Origin of the sequence: Rhodomicrobium sp. (assembly GCF_047605405.1) — a bacterium.
GTDB classification, from domain to species: domain Bacteria; phylum Pseudomonadota; class Alphaproteobacteria; order Rhizobiales; family Rhodomicrobiaceae; genus Rhodomicrobium; species Rhodomicrobium lacus.
In genome coordinates this window covers 26,711-43,546 of sequence record NZ_JASGFR010000011.1, presented here as the reverse complement: position 1 = coordinate 43,546, position 16,836 = coordinate 26,711, and the positions used below count along the sequence as shown (strand labels likewise).

13 protein-coding genes are annotated in these 16,836 nt (G+C 63.9%); 9 read left to right on the top strand and 4 right to left on the bottom strand.

The genetic code is table 11. From position 1 onward, the window contains the following. The first annotated feature begins 46 nt into the window (after positions 1–46). The 4 genes from lldP to QM659_RS06340 all read left to right on the top strand — a co-directional run bounded on the left by lldP (position 47) and on the right by QM659_RS06340 (position 4,975). Positions 47–1,720: an L-lactate permease gene (gene lldP / locus QM659_RS06355; protein WP_303486993.1), complete on the top strand. Its 1,674-nt coding sequence runs from the start codon at positions 47–49 to the stop codon at positions 1,718–1,720. A gap of 47 nt (positions 1,721–1,767) precedes the next feature. After that, positions 1,768–2,550, top strand: a complete 783-nt coding sequence (locus tag QM659_RS06350; RefSeq protein ID WP_415187788.1) for an FCD domain-containing protein — start codon at positions 1,768–1,770, stop codon at positions 2,548–2,550. A 10-nt stretch (positions 2,551–2,560) separates the two neighbouring features. After that, positions 2,561–3,694: an FMN-dependent L-lactate dehydrogenase LldD gene (gene lldD / locus QM659_RS06345; protein WP_415187787.1), complete on the top strand. Its 1,134-nt coding sequence runs from the start codon at positions 2,561–2,563 to the stop codon at positions 3,692–3,694. A gap of 93 nt (positions 3,695–3,787) precedes the next feature. Further along, on the top strand, positions 3,788–4,975 hold the full coding sequence (locus tag QM659_RS06340) for an NAD(P)/FAD-dependent oxidoreductase (protein WP_415187786.1): 1,188 nt from the start codon (positions 3,788–3,790) through the stop codon (positions 4,973–4,975). A gap of 71 nt (positions 4,976–5,046) precedes the next feature. Here the strand turns inward: QM659_RS06340 and QM659_RS06335 are convergent, their stop codons facing one another. Further along, positions 5,047–5,319 (bottom strand): GlsB/YeaQ/YmgE family stress response membrane protein, encoded by a 273-nt coding sequence (locus QM659_RS06335; protein WP_127075598.1) that lies wholly within the window; start codon positions 5,317–5,319, stop codon positions 5,047–5,049. A gap of 265 nt (positions 5,320–5,584) precedes the next feature. Between QM659_RS06335 and hrpB the strand changes: the two genes are divergently transcribed. Then, entirely contained in the window at positions 5,585–8,056 is a 2,472-nt protein-coding gene (gene hrpB, locus QM659_RS06330; RefSeq protein ID WP_415187785.1) for an ATP-dependent helicase HrpB, read from the top strand. An 18-nt stretch (positions 8,057–8,074) separates the two neighbouring features. Here hrpB and QM659_RS06325 read toward each other — a convergent pair whose 3' ends face one another. Continuing rightward, positions 8,075–9,034 carry a TauD/TfdA family dioxygenase gene (locus QM659_RS06325; RefSeq protein WP_415187784.1) on the bottom strand — a complete coding sequence of 320 codons (960 nt, stop codon included), beginning with the start codon at positions 9,032–9,034 and terminating at the stop codon, positions 8,075–8,077. Between the two features lie 211 nt (positions 9,035–9,245). On the opposite strand from QM659_RS06325, the gene QM659_RS06320 reads away from it, so the two are divergent. Continuing rightward, positions 9,246–11,135, top strand: coding sequence for an OPT/YSL family transporter (locus QM659_RS06320; protein WP_415187783.1), 1,890 nt, complete (start codon positions 9,246–9,248; stop codon positions 11,133–11,135). 68 nt (positions 11,136–11,203) lie between these two features. Beyond that, positions 11,204–12,514: an ATP-grasp domain-containing protein gene (locus tag QM659_RS06315; RefSeq protein ID WP_415187782.1), complete on the top strand. Its 1,311-nt coding sequence runs from the start codon at positions 11,204–11,206 to the stop codon at positions 12,512–12,514. A gap of 17 nt (positions 12,515–12,531) precedes the next feature. On the opposite strand, the gene QM659_RS06310 is transcribed toward QM659_RS06315, so the two are convergent. Beyond that, a complete protein-coding gene (locus QM659_RS06310; protein WP_415187781.1) occupies positions 12,532–13,500 on the bottom strand; it encodes a hypothetical protein in 969 nt (322 codons plus the stop codon). Positions 13,501–13,729: 229 nt separating this feature from the next. Between QM659_RS06310 and QM659_RS06305 the strand changes: the two genes are divergently transcribed. Both QM659_RS06305 and dusB read left to right on the top strand, forming a co-directional pair. Continuing rightward, a complete protein-coding gene (locus QM659_RS06305; protein WP_415187780.1) occupies positions 13,730–15,205 on the top strand; it encodes a DHA2 family efflux MFS transporter permease subunit in 1,476 nt (491 codons plus the stop codon). Positions 15,206–15,276: 71 nt separating this feature from the next. Next, positions 15,277–16,299, top strand: a complete 1,023-nt coding sequence (gene dusB / locus QM659_RS06300; protein WP_415187779.1) for a tRNA dihydrouridine synthase DusB — start codon at positions 15,277–15,279, stop codon at positions 16,297–16,299. A 25-nt stretch (positions 16,300–16,324) separates the two neighbouring features. On the opposite strand, the gene QM659_RS06295 is transcribed toward dusB, so the two are convergent. Beyond that, positions 16,325–16,705, bottom strand: coding sequence for a hypothetical protein (locus tag QM659_RS06295; RefSeq protein ID WP_415187778.1), 381 nt, complete (start codon positions 16,703–16,705; stop codon positions 16,325–16,327). Positions 16,706–16,836: the final 131 nt, after the last annotated feature.

Sequence of the window (16,836 nt, the reverse complement as noted above, 5' to 3'; positions counted from 1 at the left end):
GCCAGCGTCTGCTCCGGTTGGTCAGACCAAATTTGAGGGGTATGGAATGGCAGTCTGGCAGCAGAACTACGATCCGCTCGGGAATATATGGCTTTCGAGCCTCGTCGCGGCGATCCCGATCATCTTCTTCTTCATCGCGCTCACCAAATTGCGTCTGAAGGGCTACCTCGCAGCAACCATTACGCTGCTGCTCGCCATCGGCATCGGCATCGGCTTTTATCGGATGCCCGTCGAAACCGCCGCGGCGGCTGGCGTCTACGGCTTCCTCTACGGCCTCTGGCCCATCGCCTGGATCATCATCGCCGCGGTTTTCCTCTACCGGGTTTCGGTTGAAACGGGTCAATTCGACATCATCCGCCGCTCGATCCTGCACGTCACCGAAGACCAGCGGCTCCAGCTTCTGCTCGTCGGCTTTGCCTTCGGCGCGTTCCTGGAGGGTGCGGCAGGCTTCGGCGCGCCTGTCGCCATCACGGCCGCGCTGCTCGTCGGTCTCGGCTTCCGACCGCTCTATGCAGCGGGCCTCTGCCTCATCGCCAACACCGCGCCTGTCGCGTTCGGCGCGATGGGCATCCCGATCATCGTGGCGGGACAGGTTTCAAACATCGATCCGTTCCTGATCGGACAGATGGCGGGCCGCCAGCTTCCGCTCCTGTCGATCATCATCCCCTTCTGGCTGATCCTCATCATGGACGGCGTCAAGGGCGTGCGTGAAACGTGGCCGGCGATCCTCGTGTGCGGCATCTCCTTCGCCGTCGTGCAGTTTTTCACCGCAAATTTCATCGGCCCGGAGCTTCCCGACATCACGGCCGCGCTCGCGTCGCTCGTTTGCACATCACTGTTTTTGAAGGTCTGGCAACCGCGCAATATCTTCCGCTTCGACGCCAGGGAAGTCGCGGCCGATGGATCGACCGCCGTCCCGCTGAGCGTGGAGCCGGTCGCTCGCTACACGACAGGCCAGGTCGTCAAAGCGTGGGCACCCTTCCTGATCCTGACCGCGTTCGTCACGCTGTGGAGCATCCCTGCCTTCAAGGCGCTGTTCGCGGCGAACGGTCCGCTCGTGAATACGATCCTCTCCTTCCACGTGCCATTCCTCGACATGCTGGTGCAGAAGGTTCCGCCCGTTTCGGCGCAGCCGAAGCTTCTTGACGCGGTGTTCAAGTTCAACTGGCTGTCGGCGACCGGCACCGCCATCTTCCTTGCCGCTATCGCCTCGATCATCCTGCTCGGCATGCGCCCCGGCAAGGCCATTGCGACGTTCGGGGGTACGCTGAAAAGCCTCGCCATCCCGATCTATTCCATCGGCACGGTCCTCGCCTTCGCCTTCGTCGCCAACTTCTCCGGGCTGTCGTCGACGCTGGCGCTCGCGCTCGCGCATACCGGCCCGGCTTTCACGTTCTTCTCGCCGTTCCTTGGATGGCTCGGTGTGTTCGTGACGGGCTCGGATACGTCCTCGAACGCTCTGTTCGGCGCGCTTCAGGCAACGACCGCCCATCAGATCGGGGTGAGCGACGTGCTTCTCGTCGCGGTGAACACCACAGGCGGCGTGACGGGCAAGATGATCTCGCCCCAGTCCATCGCCATCGCCTGCGCGGCGGTGGGGCTCGTCGGCAAGGAATCGGACCTGTTCCGCTTCACGGTGAAGCATAGCCTTGCGCTCGCCGCGCTCATCGGTGTTATCACCACCGTTCAAGCTTACGTGACGCCCTGGATGATCCCTTGATCGCTCATACCAAAGCACATCAGGCCAAAGCGTCTCCGGCACCGCGCGTGTCGGAGCGTGCGGAAGCCATGATCCAGACCTTCATCGAAGATCATGGCCTTCGCCCCGGCGACCGTCTGCCCTCGGAACGCGCTCTCGCGGAAATGGCCCGGGTCTCCCGGGCCAGCCTGCGGGAAGCCGTGGGGCGCATGGCGGCGCGAGGCTGCCTTACGGTTCGGAAAACCGGGATTCTGGTCGCCGAGCCGCACACCTCGATTGCACCACAAGCCCCCGTTGCTTCCTCGTGGGCGAAAGAAACGATCAGCGCGCCGCTTGCGCCTCTCGTCGCCTACGATACGGGCTATAGCCACGACGTGCTTGAAATCCGTCAGGCGCTTGAGGGCGCCGCGGCCTATTATGCGGCGCTTCGCGCCGATGCCAACGACAAGACCCGGATTCGCGTCGCTTTCGACGCGATGGGGAAGAACCACGGCGCCGTGACCCCGATAGAAGAAGCGCGCAAGGACGCCGCTTTTCATCTCGCCATCGCCGAGGCTTCACACAATGCCGTTCTGAGACAGGTGATGTCGAGCATGTTCGGCCTTCTTCAAGACAGCATCTCGCAAAGTCTCGAAAAGCTCTACACCGTACCCCAGACGTTCGATGCCCTTTCGCAGCAGCATCGCGCGCTCATCGACGCGATCGAGGCGGGCGATGCCGAAGGCGCAAGGCAAGTCTCGGACCGCCACCTCCATTTCGTCGAAACGACGATCAAAAGCATCGATGACGATCTCGCCCGCAAAGCACGGCTTGCCGCCGCGCGTTCGTCAGCATTCCAGAATAAAGGCTGAGTCTCTTTCCATGATCATTTCCGCGACCACAGACTACCGGGAGGCGGCGCGCCGCAGGCTGCCGCCCTTCCTGTTCCATTACATCGACGGCGGCGCTTATGCGGAGCACACGCTGCGTCACAACGTGTCGGATCTGGCCGGCATCGCGCTGCGTCAGCGCGTTCTGAAGAACGTTGCGGATCTCAGTCTGGAAACAGAGATTTTCGGCCAGAAGCTCGCCATGCCAGTAACGCTCGCCCCCGTGGGTCTCACGGGCATGTACGCGCGGCGCGGCGAGGTGCAGGCGGCGCGCGCGGCTGCTTCGCGCGGTGTGCCCTTCACGCTCTCGACCGTCTCCGTCTGTTCCATCGAGGAGGTGCAGAAAAAATCGCCCGCGCCGATCTGGTTCCAGCTTTACGTGCTGAAGGATCGCGGCTTCATGCGGAACGCGCTGGAGCGCGCGCAGGCCGCCGGCATAACGACGCTCGTGTTCACCGTGGACATGCCCGTCCCCGGCGCGCGCTACCGTGACGCGCATTCCGGCATGTCCGGCAAGAACGCCCATTTCCGGCGCATGCTTCAGACCGTCACGCATCCGGGCTGGTCATGGGATGTGGGCCTGCGTGGGCGCCCGCACGATCTCGGCAATATTTCCGCCTATCTCGGCAAGCCGACGGGGCTCGGCGATTATATCGGCTGGCTCGGCGCGAATTTCGATCCATCGATCAGCTGGAAGGATCTGGAGTGGATCCGCGAATTCTGGAAAGGTCCGATGATCATCAAGGGCATCCTTGACGTGGAAGACGCGCGCGACGCGGTCCGCTTCGGTGCCGATGGCATCATCGTGTCCAATCACGGGGGCAGGCAACTCGACGGCGTGCTGTCGTCGGCGCGCGCGCTTCCGGCCATCGCCGACGCCGTGAAGAGCGATCTCACCATCCTCGCCGACTCCGGCATCCGCTCCGGCCTTGACGTCGTGCGCATGCTGGCGCTAGGGGCCGACGCGACAATGATCGGCCGCGCCTACACTTACGCGCTTGCGGCGGCGGGCGAGGCGGGCGTCGCCAACCTCCTCGACCTCTTCGCAAAGGAAATGCGCGTCGCCATGGCGCTGACCGGCGCACGGAGCATTGCGGAGATCACGCGCGACTCGCTCGTCCATTGAGGGCGAGGGCATTGCCCTCCCCTCCCTCTCCCCGGAAGTACGGCCGCAAAACCGCTGGTGCATCGAGAGCGCGACGCCTTATAAAGCGAACGCATGCGCCAGAGCACCACAGATTTCGACGTCATCATCATCGGCGCGGGCGCGGCGGGGCTGATGTGCGCTCTGACCGCCGGGCAGCGCGGCCGCAGGGTCTTGCTGCTCGAACGCACGGACAAGGCGGGCGCCAAGATCCTGATTTCCGGCGGTGGACGCTGCAACTTCACCAACCGCGGGATCGCGCCCGACCGCTTCGTTTCGGGCAATCCGCATTTCTGCGTCTCCGCGCTTCGCCGCTACACGCAATGGGATTTCCTCGCCCTCGTCGAGCGCCATCGCATCGCCTACCACGAGAAGACCCTGGGGCAGTTGTTCTGCGATGGCTCCGCGCGCGCCATAGTGGACATGCTGCTTGAGGAGTGCGAAGGCGGCCAGGTGACGCTGCGTTTCGGACAGGGCATCTCCGGCATCTCGAAACCGGACGGTTTCAGGGTGGAGACGAACGCAAGCGTCTTCACGGCGCCCGCGCTGGTGCTGGCAACGGGCGGACTTTCCATCCCGAAAATGGGGGCCACGGGCTTCAGCCATGATGTGGCGCGGCATTTCGGCCTGCGCGTTACCGAGACTCGGCCGGGGCTTGTGCCGTTCAGGGCAAAGGCGGAGGCTCCCGGTTTCGATGCGTCTCTCGCGGGCGTTTCCCTCGATGCGATCGTCTCTTGTGAGAGACGCTCGTTCCGCGAGAGCATTCTTTTTACCCATCGCGGTCTATCCGGTCCGGCAATCCTGCAAATTTCGTCATACTGGCGACCGGGCGCTTCGGTTGCCGTCGATCTTCTGCCGGGTATCGATGCCGCCGCGTTTCTGAAGGAGCGCAAACGCACGCGGCCAAGGGCTTCGGGGCGCGCCGTGCTTTCGGAGGTTCTGCCCGCCCGACTTGCGCAAGTGCTGGCTGACATTCACCTTCCGTCCACCGAGATGGCCAACATCCCGGACCGGATCCTGTCGGCGCTCGCGGAGCATCTGAACAGCTGGCATTTCGCGCCGCTGGAAACGGAGGGGTTCGCAAAGGCCGAGGTGACCGTGGGCGGCATCGATACGCGGGATCTGTCGTCGAAAACGATGGAAGCGCGCGAGGTGAAGGGGCTTTATGCGATTGGCGAAGCCGTCGACGTCACCGGATGGCTCGGCGGCTACAATTTCCAGTGGGCCTGGTCGAGCGGCTGGTGCGCGGGACAGGCGGTTTGACCCGGACGGATGATGCGGCACAAAAAAGGGCGCCTCCCCGGCACCCTTTTCGCAACGGCCGGCCAGACCCTTTAGAGGCGCGAGGCCGTGCCGGATCTCCTCACGAGACCGATAAGAAAAAGCAGGATGACGGCACCGATCGTCGCGCTGACGATCTGCCCGAGCAAGTCGCTGCCAGTGAACAGCCCCAGCCGCGGCAATATTGCCCCTCCCAAGAATGCACCAAGAATTCCAACAACGATATTGCCGATTATCCCGAAACCGTATCCCGTGACGATCAGGCCAGCCAGGAATCCCGCGACTGCACCGATTATCAGCCATACTATCAGTGTCTCGACTGCCATGACTCTCCTCCAGAATTATTGCCACCACGCAAATCCTCAGTCAGAGAAAAACTTGGCGGAAGCCTCCGTTCCGTTAAATATGTGATTATTTGTATAACGCGAAGTCTCAGCCTTGGGCTTACATCTGCCCGGACTTGAGCGGTTGCATGCCCATCCGTTTCAGCGGCCCCGCCCGGCTTACCGATTTGATCGGATCGGACCGGGCTCGCGAAGATCAACGCAGATTGCGCTTGCGATGCGGAATTTGCGCCTCGATACAAACGGCATGAAGTTCGATACGCCGCTTCCGATCGACGATGTCCTCGATGCCTTGAGAGGTGCGCTCGGCGCGCGCGCCTCGGCGGTCCTTGTCGCACCGCCGGGAGCCGGGAAAACGACGCGCGTCCCGCTCGCGCTGATGGGGGAAAGCTGGCTCGGCGGGCGCAAGATCCTCGTGCTGGAGCCGCGCCGCATCGCCGCCCGGGCTGCCGCCGAGCGCATGGCGCGCACGCTGTCGGAGAGCGTTGGCGAGCGCGTCGGGCTTCGCGCGCGCATGGTCTCGAAATCGGGGCCGAAGACGCGGATCGAGGTGGTGACGGAGGGCGTCTTCACGCGCATGATCCTCGACGATCCAGAGCTTTCCGGCGTCGGCGCGGTGCTGTTCGACGAGTTTCACGAGCGCTCGCTCGATGCCGATCTGGGGCTTGCGCTGGCGCTCGATTGTCAGCGGGGATTGCGCGACGATCTTCGCATCCTGCCGATGTCGGCGACGCTCGACGGCGCGCGCGTGGCGAAGCTTCTCGACGACGTGCCCGTGATCGAGAGCGAAGGCCGCGCCTTCCCCGTCGAGACACGTCATCTCGCCCGCGATCCGAACGCACGCATCGAGGATCAGATGGCGGACGCGGTGCTGCGTGCGCTGCGCGCGGAAACCGGGTCAATTCTCGCATTCCTGCCGGGACAGGGCGAAATCCGCCGCGTCGAGGAACGGCTGAAGGAGCGCGTCTCCGATCCGGCGGTGGTTCTGGCTCCGCTCTATGGCGCAATGGACGCGAAGGCGCAGGATCTTGCGCTCGAACCAGCACGCGCGGGCCAGCGCAAGGTCGTGCTCGCCACCTCCATCGCCGAAACGTCGATCACCATCGAGGGCGTGCGGGTCGTCATCGACTGCGGCCTCGCGCGCGTGCCGCGCTTCGAGCCCGATGTCGGCGTGACGCGGCTCGAGACCGTTCGCGTGTCTCGCGCCGCCGCGGATCAGCGAAGGGGCCGCGCCGGCCGCACCGAGCCGGGCGTCTGCTATCGCCTCTGGGACGAGCCGCAAACGCAAAGCCTGCCCGCCTTCGGGGAACCTGAAATCCGCTCCGCCGACCTTTCGGGCCTCCTCCTCGATTGCGCCGAATGGGGCGCGACCGATCCGCTTTCGCTGTCGTGGATCGATCCGCCGCCTCGTACCGCGATCGAGGCCGCGCGCGAGGAACTGACAGAGCTGGAAGCGCTCGACGCGAAGGGCCGCATCACGGCCATGGGAAAGCGGCTGCGCGCCCTGCCCTTGCCGCCCCGGCTCGCCCGCATGGTGATCGCCGCCGCCGGAAACGGCCAGGCGGACGAAGCCGCCGAAATCGCCGCGCTCATGGTGGAACGCGGGCTTGGCGGCAACGATATCGATCTTGCGCTGCGGCTGGAAGGATTCCGCCGGGACCGCTCGCGCCGCGCGGGCGACATGCGAAAGCTCGCTGCGGGTTGGGCCCGTGTAGCAAGCTCGGGGCACGCCGCCGCGTTGCGGGAAGACATGTCGCTCGCGCGGCTGCTGGCGCTTGCCTTTCCGGAGCGGATCGGCAAGGCGCGGGGCGCTCCCGGCCAATTCCTTCTCGCCAATGGTCGCGGCGCCAATCTCGATCCGGCGCATCCCCTCGCGCGCTCGCCCTATATCGTCGCGGCGGAGCTTTCCGGCTCGGCGGCCTCCACGCGCATCCTGCTTGCGGCTGCCGCCGATGAAGCCGACGTCATCGCCGCCGCAGGGCACCGCATCCGCGAGGCCGATGAAACGGACTTCGATCAGGAAACGGCCACTCTCAAGGCGCGCCGCGTCCGGCGTCTCGACGCCATCCGTCTTGCAAACGAGCCGCGCGCGGTGGTGGCGAGTGACGAAACCGCACGCATGCTGGCGGCAGGCATCGCAAAGCTCGGCCTCGGCCGTCTGCCGTGGAGCAAGGCTCAGATCCAGCTTCGGCACCGCGTCGGCTTCCTGCGCGCCGCCGGGGGCGAAGAATGGCCGGATCTGTCCGACGATGCGCTCGCCGCCACGGCGGGCGAATGGCTTGGGCCTTTCCTCGACGGAAAGACGAAGCTGGCGGAAATCGGCGCGGACGATCTGGGCGCCGCGCTCGACGCGCTTTTGCCATGGACCTTGAAGCGGCGCGTCGACGACGAAGCGCCCACGCATTTCGAGGCACCGACCGGAAACCGCCATGCCATCGACTACGAGACAGCCGGAGCGCCCGCGCTGCATATCCGGGTCCAGGAGTTGTTCGGGCTGACGCGGCATCCCTGCGTCGCGGACGGCAAGCTGCCGCTTACGCTGCACCTGCTTTCGCCCGCGCATCGACCGATCCAGATAACGCGCGATCTTCCGGGCTTCTGGAAGGGGTCATGGGCAGCGGTGAAGGCCGAGATGAAGGGCCGTTATCCGCGCCATCCGTGGCCCGACGATCCCGCATCGGCCGCCCCGACAGCACGGGCCAAGCCGCGCGGAACGTGACGCCTTCCCGAGCACGGTCTATGCGGCGCGGGCGTCGTTCCCCATCGCGACGAGCACCAGCCGCTCGCCGGTGAACGATGACCGCCCATGAAGCGCGATGCGGTTGTCGACGAGCAGCACATCGCCCCGACGCCATTGGAACGCGCGCAGCTCCGCCAGAATCGCGGTTCTGATTTCATCGACCATCCAGGGCTCGATTTCGTCGCCGTCCTCAAACCGGCAGTATTGTGGGAACTCCTCCGCCGCGCGGTCCGCGCCTTCTCGACCGCCGCCGAGTTCGCTCGTGCCGCGATACCATGTGTCGAGCGGGCAGAACAAAGCCTCCGCCCCCGTGACCGGATGCACCTTGAACGGAATAACGGTCTCCTCGACGTGGAGCGCCCCGTCCGGCTTCCAGCGGAAGCGCGCGCCGCTGGAGTTGAGGAAGGCCTCGACCTCGCCTTTGTCCCCGGTTTCGTAAGCCGCCATCCACGATTTTCCAGCACCGGTGCCGCCGTGCAGATTCTGGATATAGGTGATTTTCGTCGAGCGAAGCCGGTCCTTGAGGCGCTTGCTCAGCCTTTGCCAGACGCGGCGGCCATCGGCGAGAGGCGTCGCCCCGCCCGTGGCTGCCACCGTCACGCTGCAAAAGAGCACGAGATCGGGGTGCAAGACCGAGTAGGATTTTTCATTGTGGGCGGCGAGCGTCCGGTCTGCGGGCATCTCGGTTGAGTTGTAGACGCCGCGGCCAAGCTGGTGCCGCCGCGCCACGCCGCCGCGATAATCCAGCAGAGGCCCGGCCATCCGATTTCCTGCGGCGCCGAACGCCGTCTCGTCGACGATATCGAATCCGCGAAAAAGGATCGCGCCATGCCTGTAGAGCGCCCGTCGAAGAGAAGGCTCGTTCAAGGTGAAATAGTCGATGAGTGAAACAGGACACGGCGCCTGTTCCACTGACGCGATGAACGGCAACGCATCGCACGTGTCTTCGTGAACCATCTCTTTCTCATCCGGGCTGCGGGCGCGATCAGGCTCCCTGCCGGCACGGCTCATGCCTTCGCGCACCTCTTCCCTGACTGGACCACAAAAACTTCAAAAGTCCTTCCGCGAGCGCGCGGCAATCGAGTTCGTTCGCAAAGCTCGGTTTTGCTGATCCATTACGAAACCTTTCATGCGTATCGTGGGTTGAGTTGCCGCGCGCGATGGGACCATGGATCACTCGCTAGACCCCTCTGGCATACCCGAACGGGTCACGCGGCCCGACAGGTCGCCGCTTCGAGCGATTACATGGCAATCCGTCATTGGCGCCGCCCTGATCTCGTCGCTTGTCGCGGGCGCCTATCCCTACATCGTCCTCAAGCTTGGCTTCGGTCCGAACGCGAGCGTGGTGTCGGCCTTTCTGGGCGCGATGTTCCTCAACGTCACCGCCTACCGCACGCGCGGCCAGAACCGCTTTCTCAACAACGTCATCCAGACCGCCGGGACAAGTGCGGCTTCGACCGCGTTCATGTGCGTTGTCGCCGCCGCATTCGGCTATCTCGACCTGAACGACACCGTCGAGATGCACCTCAAGATCGAACCGTGGCCGATGTTTCTGTGGCTGACCTGCTCGGGGATGATCGGCGTCGTGTTCACGGTGATTTTCCGAAGGCACATTCTGGATGACCCGAGAATGGTTTTCGCAAGCGGCGTGGCTGCGGCGGAAACCATCGAGGTTCTCGACTCTCATCCGAGCGAGGCGCGGCACAAGATGCGCGCGCTCGGACTGGCTGCGCTCGCCTCGGCCGCAGTGGTGTGGCTGCGCGAAGGGCTGTCGTGGCTGCCGACGCTCTATTTGTCGAAACCCTATCGCATGGGGTTCGAGTGGAGCTTTCTCAACATCGGCAGCGGCCTGCTCGTCGGGTTGAATGTCGGGCTTTCCATGCTGCTCGGCACGCTCGTGACGGGATACATCATCGGCCCCTGGGTGATCGGGTCGGGGATCGGGGACAGCATCGTCCGGGGCCAGATCGCGCCCGAATATTGGGACAGATGTCAGGCGCTCGTCGCGCTCGTCAAACCGACGCGCGATCAGGCGCTGTTCATCTCCCAGCATTGCGGGCTCATGCAGAACATGCACGCCCAGAAATATTTCCCGATCGTCGTCTTCTGGGTGATGTGGCCCGCGACCGCGCTCATGGTGACGGCGACCTTCACGACGCTGTTCATGAAATGGCGTTCGATCATGGAGATTTTTCAGGATCTCCACATCGAGCGGGGTTTCAGAGAAAAGGATATTCCGCTACGAGCCGTCGCCGTCAGCGCCGTATGCCTGACGGTGCTGCTCGCCTTGATCCAGCACGCCTTTTTCCAGATGTCCTACCTTCAGACCTTCGTTGCGGTGCTCGCATCGTTGCCGCTCATGCTCATCGGCATGCGCGTTCAGGGGGAGACCAACATCGGCCCGGTCTCGGCCATGGCGAACGCCCTTCAAGCGCTGTTCGCGGTGTTCTGGCCGACGCATATCAGCTCGAACCTGATCGCGGCGGGCATAGCCGGAAACATAACCTCGCAATCCGAGGGGATGATTCAGGACTACAAGACCGGCAGGATCGTCGGCTCGTCCCCGCAAATTCTCACCTATGTGCAGATCGCGACCGTTCCGATCGGCGCGGCGGCCGTCGCCATCATGTACCCGATCCTCATCGACAAATACGGTCTCGGCGGCGATGGCCTCGTCGCACCCACGGGGCTCAAGATCGCCAACATGGCCGTGCTGCTTTCCAAGGGCGTGGAGGCGTTGCCCGACTATGCGCTCATTGCGACAATCATTGCCGCTATCGCCGGGGTCGCCGTCAGCGTCGTCAGGGAGATGTCGGACAGGGCATGGGTTGGCTGGATACCGAGCGTCACAGGGTTCGGGTTCGCGCTCATTCTTCCGGGGGAATTGAACATTCCCATTGCGCTTGGCGGCATAGCGGGCTTCGTCTGGAGGCGCCTCCACCGGCAAACCTACGACCGGTATGCGATCACCGTCGCTTCGGGAATGATCGCGGGCGAGGCGGTGCTTGGAGGTCTGCTCATTCCCCTGCTGGCCGCCGTCGGGGTGCACATCAGGTAAGGCTATCGAAATCGAAGGGATTTTCGCACATCGTACGCCCGGTTCGGAACTGACGCAGAGAGCGGAACATGGCTGTGGATGTGGCCCTGATACTCGGCTACGACGCGCTTGGCGGGGTTGTACCCGCGATCCAGGCCGCCAAGGCAGCGGCCCTGACACCGATCGCGATCCTGAACCGGGCCGGTGCCGATTACAGCGGCTGGCTGCCCGACCGGCAGATCCTGCGGTCGGCCAACGTCAATCGCGATCACCGCGCGCTGGCGGACGAAATCCGCCGGCTTGGGCGCTTCCTCGGAGAAAGGCGCATCCGCGTCAAGGCCATCCTCAACGGGCAGGACCGCATGTGGCTCTGCTACCTCGACCTCAGACGCGCCTTTCCCTCGGCGGCGGGGATGCCCCCGTCTCATATCGTCAAGACGTCGGTGAAGCCCAATCTGCGGTTCCTCCTGAGGCAGACGGAGCATCACGTTCCCTATGTTCTCCTGCCGAGGCGTTACGTCGCCAGCCCGGACATCCTTCGATTTCCGCCGTTGCGCGCGCTGGCGGAGCGGAGCGGCAGCCTGATCGTGAAGCCCGTCGTGGGCTCGGGCGGGCTCGGCGTGACCCTTGTCGGGAACGGCGATGCGTTCGAGCGCAATCTTGGGCGTGCGGCCGAGAAAGCCCTTTCCCTGCAGCGTGGCATGTACGGCGACAGGATCGCAGCGCCCTTTCTGGAACTCGCCAGCCGTCGCCCGGTGAACGATTTCGTCCTCGTCGAGGCCTATATCGAAGGAACCGAACAGAGCATGGAAGGCTTCGCCACTCCGGGCGGCGGCATCGACTATTTCGTGGCGCAACGGAAAACGAGAAGGGTGGAGGAACCGGTTTTCCGCGACCTGGAATATCTCGTCTGCAACGATCATCCGACTAAACAGGCCGTCGACTGCGTTTCATCGCTTCTGCGCATTCTGGGGTTCGAGAATTCGCCCTTTCATATCGAGGTGAAGGGATCGGGCAGATACGGAATGAAGCCGGTTGAATTCAATCCGAGGGTTGGCGGCGGCTCGATTGCGGACCTTGTCGCTTCGATGCACGCGATCAATCTGCATGAGCTTGGCATCAGGACCGTGCTCGACAAGGTCCGCGTCGACCGGAGCTTCGTTACCGTCGTGGTCCAGCCGGAGAAATCCGGCACGGTGGCGAGCTACCGAGGGCTCGACAAGGTGCAGAAGCAGTCCGACTGCGTATTCATCAGGAAGCTCGTTCCCGAGGGGAGCGAAATCGACCGGATGGACAGGGAAGCCTATCTCGTCGAGTTCTGCGTGTCGGGGAAGACGGCCGCCGCCGCGCAACGCAGAGCCAACGAACTCTTGGGATGGATCGGCGTCGAAATCGAGTAGCGGGCACCCCCCGCGCATCACAGGTGCACCCAATGCCAGGCGCCGATCTCGATCCGCCCTGCACGCCGCGCCGCTTGCAGCGACCAGGGGTTTTTTGCCGAAATCGTACCGATGATGACCGCTTCGGGCGCGGTCATCGCAACCGCCTCGGCGAAGAGCTGATGGACCGTCGGTCCAAGCCTCTGGCCGCGCACGTGACCGTCAAGCACAATCTCCACCATGAAGACGCCCCGGATGCCGGCAAGCGTCCGCCACTTCGCGGCAACGACGCCGGCCCATTTGCCGTCGACGAGAATCTCGAAAAGGAAGCCGTGCCTGAGACAGAAGCCAAGGCTGTCCTCTGTCTCGGTTCGCACCTCTCCGCGCAGTCCCGGGCGCTCCACATAGGTCGCCTCGTAGACGGCCTTGTAACGCGGGTAGAATGCGAGGCTGGAGCTTCGCTTCAGTGTGACGCGCATTGACCCTGCGGCCTTCGGCATCCCGCTCATTTTCCCGACGGGAGCAGCAAGGAGGTGATCGTCGATCCCCGCGGTTTCCACACAGAGCGGAAGATGGGACGGATGGAAGAAAAGAACCTCCCCCGGCCCGAACGCGGCAAATCGACGGAGAAGCCGCCGCTTCAGGCCGGGCCAGTCCGCGATCATGCCCGGCGGCACTGTCGACCGGAAAAGACGGATGAACGGATGGCCGCCCGCCGGGTTATGAGCATCGAGCGTCGCAATCAGCCGATGGCCGTCGAACTCGATGAGACGGCTCATGTCTGGCGGCGGCGGCGAGGCAAAAAACGCCCGACGCCGCCCCGCTCCTCCTTCGACAGCCGCGCGGATTGCGTCGCGCTGCGCCTCGCGCAACTCCGCGTCGGTGGCGATGGCGCCCCAGTCGCGGATCAGCGGATGAACCTGCGCCAGCGATGCATCGACGAAGAGCCGGTCGACAGCTTCGATCCGGGCTTCATCAGGGTCGAACAGGAGAGCGTCCGTCTGCATCGTGAACCTTTTTCTCGGCGAGCAAAGCGACTGCTTTTCAAGGCGACGATTCTAGTGGGCGCTGGTTCACCGCAAATAAAGGCCCGAAGAAAGATTATCAGAGCAATATTCTTTAGATGTGAAAGAAGAGCATCGACAATGTTTCATTTAGCCAAGGCTCGGCTTGAAGGATTTACTCGAACAATCAGCCCATGATTTCCAAACCAGATCCGGGCAGACAGCAGACAGAATGGACGATCAAGTCAGCACCCGTCGAACCGAAACGATGAACGCTTCCCCGGAGCCGTCCGAGGCGGTCAAGCGGCTTGTCCCGTGGCTGGTCGCGGTCGCCTATTTCATGGAGTCGCTCGACACGACCATCCTCAACACTGCCGTGCCGGTGATCGCGCAAGCGATGAACGTGCCTCCGCTCAGCATGAAGGCCGTGCTGGCGAGCTATACACTCAGTCTGGCGATCTTCATTCCCATCAGCGGATGGATGGCGGACCGCTTCGGCACGCGCCGCGTGTTCGCGTGTGCGATCGGGCTGTTCACTTTGGCGTCATTGCTGGCCGGCTTCTCGCAAAACATCTACATGCTCATCGCCTGCCGAATCCTTCAGGGGTGCGGCGGCGCCATGATGGTGCCGGTGGGTCGGCTGACGCTGGTGCGGACGTTCGACCGGACCGAGTTCATCCGCGTGTTAAGTCTTGTCACCATTCCGGGCTGGGCGGGGCCTGTCATCGGCCCGACGATTGGCGGCTTCATGGTCGCTCACCTCCACTGGAGCTTCATTTTTTTCGTGAACGTCCCGATCGGAATTCTCGGCCTCATTCTGGTCGCCCGCTATCTTCCCGATTATCGCGAAGCGAGAAGGCCCCCCGATATCCTCGGCTTCGTGCTCTTCGGAGCGGGCATCGCCCTGATGTCCTATGTCCTAGAGATCTTCGGCGAGCATGTCTTGACGCCAAGCCAAAGTCTCGCGGCTCTTGCTGTTTCCGTCGCCCTCATTCTGGCGTACGGCTACCACTCGATGCGGACGCGCTGGCCGCTTCTTGAGCTGAGCCTGTTCCGTATCCGCACGTTTCGCATCTCGGTCAGCGGCAGTTTTTTCACCCGCCTCGGAGTCGGCGGCGTGCCCTTCCTCCTGCCGCTTCTCTACCAGATCCCGCTGGGCTTCACGCCGATGCAGTCGGGACTTCTCATCATGCCTCAGGCCATCGGCGGCATTCTCGCCAAGCTTGCGCTGTCGCGCATCCTCGACAAGCTCGGCTATCGCAACATGCTGACGTCGAATACCATCATTCTCGGTGCGCTCCTGATGCTGTTCGCGACGGTGGGACCGCAAACGCCGGTCTGGCTCATCGTCTTGCAGGCGTCGCTCTATGGAGCTTTCAGCTCGTTGCAGTATACAACGATGAACAGCATGGCCTATGCCGACATGGACCCGCACAAGACGAGCAGCGCAGGCTCCATTGCGAGCACGGCGCAGGAACTCTCCATAAGCTTCGGGATCGCCGTCGCGGGCCTGATAACGGCGTTCTTCATTCCGGAGCATCCGCCTTCCCATATGAAGGAGATGATGGGCTTCGGCCTTCACGAAGCCTTTATCGTCCTCGGGATCATGACGATCCTCTCGACGTTCATCTTCGGCGGATTGAAGAGAGAGGACGGAGAACGTGTCGTCCACCGCAGTCAGGTTCGTATGAACCGGGGCTACCGCTGATCGCGAGCAGGCACGCCAACGGACTGCGGCCATGTTGCTGGCCGCCGCAAAGTGGTGATACGTTTCGGCCCATGCTCGATGACGCACCGCATTTCCCGGCAGGCGAGGCCCGTTTGCGCCCGATCCGCCTCGGCGGACTGACGCTGCAAAGCCCGGTCATCCTGGCGCCGATGTCCGGGGTCACCGACCGGCCCTTCCGCCGCATGGTGCGCAAATTCGGCGCGGAGCTGGTCGTGACCGAGATGCTCGCCAGCAAGGCGGTGATCCGGGAGCACCGGAAGACGCTGAGAATGTCGGAGCGGGAGGCAACGGACGAAGGGGGCCTTCTCGCGGTGCAACTGGCGGGCCGCGACCCCGAAATCATGGCGGAAGCCGCCCGTCTCGCCGAGGAGCGGGGTGCCGACATCGTCGATCTCAATTTCGGCTGCCCGGTGAAAAAGGTGGTCAGGGATCAGGTGGGCGCGGCGCTCATGCGCGACGAGGTTCACGCGGCGAAGATCTTCGATGCCGTGGTGAAGGCTGTAACGGTGCCGGTAACGGTCAAGATGCGGATGGGCTGGAGCCCGGATCAGCTCAACGCGCCTCGTCTTGCGAAGATCGCCGAAGAGCGCGGCATCGCGATGGTCACCGTGCATGGCCGCACGCGATGCCAGTTCTACGGCGGCGACGCCGACTGGCGCTTCGTCGCCCGCGTCAAGGAGACGGTTTCCATTCCGGTCGTGGTGAACGGCGACATTCGCGGACCCTCCGACGCGGCGCGCGCGCTGGCTCTGTCGGGCGCCGATGGCGTCATGATCGGGCGCGGGGCTTATGGACGCCCGTGGATCATCGCGGAGGTCGCCGCATTTTTGCGGGGGAACGCCGCACGGGGTGCCCCCGCCATGCGCGAGCAGGCCGAAACGGTGGCGGAGCATTTCGAGGCAATGCTTGGATACTACGGCGAGCGCGCGGGTGTGCGGATCGCGCGAAAGCACCTCGCCTGGTATGGCGAGGGCCTGCCGGGAGCAGAGGATTTTCGCCGCGCCGTCAACGGAGCCGAAGAAGCGGGGGAAGTGCGCGCACTGATCCGCGCTTTCTGGGCGCCGCTGGTGTAGATTTGCGAGGATCGGCAGGAGCTACCTATCGGGCGAGGCCGCCGAAGAGAGAAGCAACGCCGCGAAAGAACGGAACGTTGGAGTTGCGGGTTTGCCGTGAAGGGGGCTGTGTTCGCGCTCGCCTGCGCTGCGCATCGGCCTGCTGCGACACGGCATTGGCCGCCGGTCTCGCCGCCGCGGCAGCACCCGCGCCTGACGCCGCCGAGGGGCCAGCCGCCGAGGTTTGGGACGCGGTCTCACCGTCCTTTTTCTGCATCCACGGTGGGAGGTACGACTTGCCGCCTCCGTTTTCGGTCTGAGGCGTGCCGTTGGCCGGCGCTTCGTCGGTCGCGGCAAACGCGGTGGCGCTCACCGCCATGGTCAGCGCCACAAGCGACGCGCCCAGAACTTTCACCGTGTTTGCCATACTTGACCTCCTCGAAAGCGCCCTGGCCTCCGCGACTGTCGCGGAACCGTATTACAGAGTTGCGACCCTGGCAGAACTCACCCGCAGGAATAACACGCCGGGATGCGATTGAGCTTAAGCTCGCCGCGCCA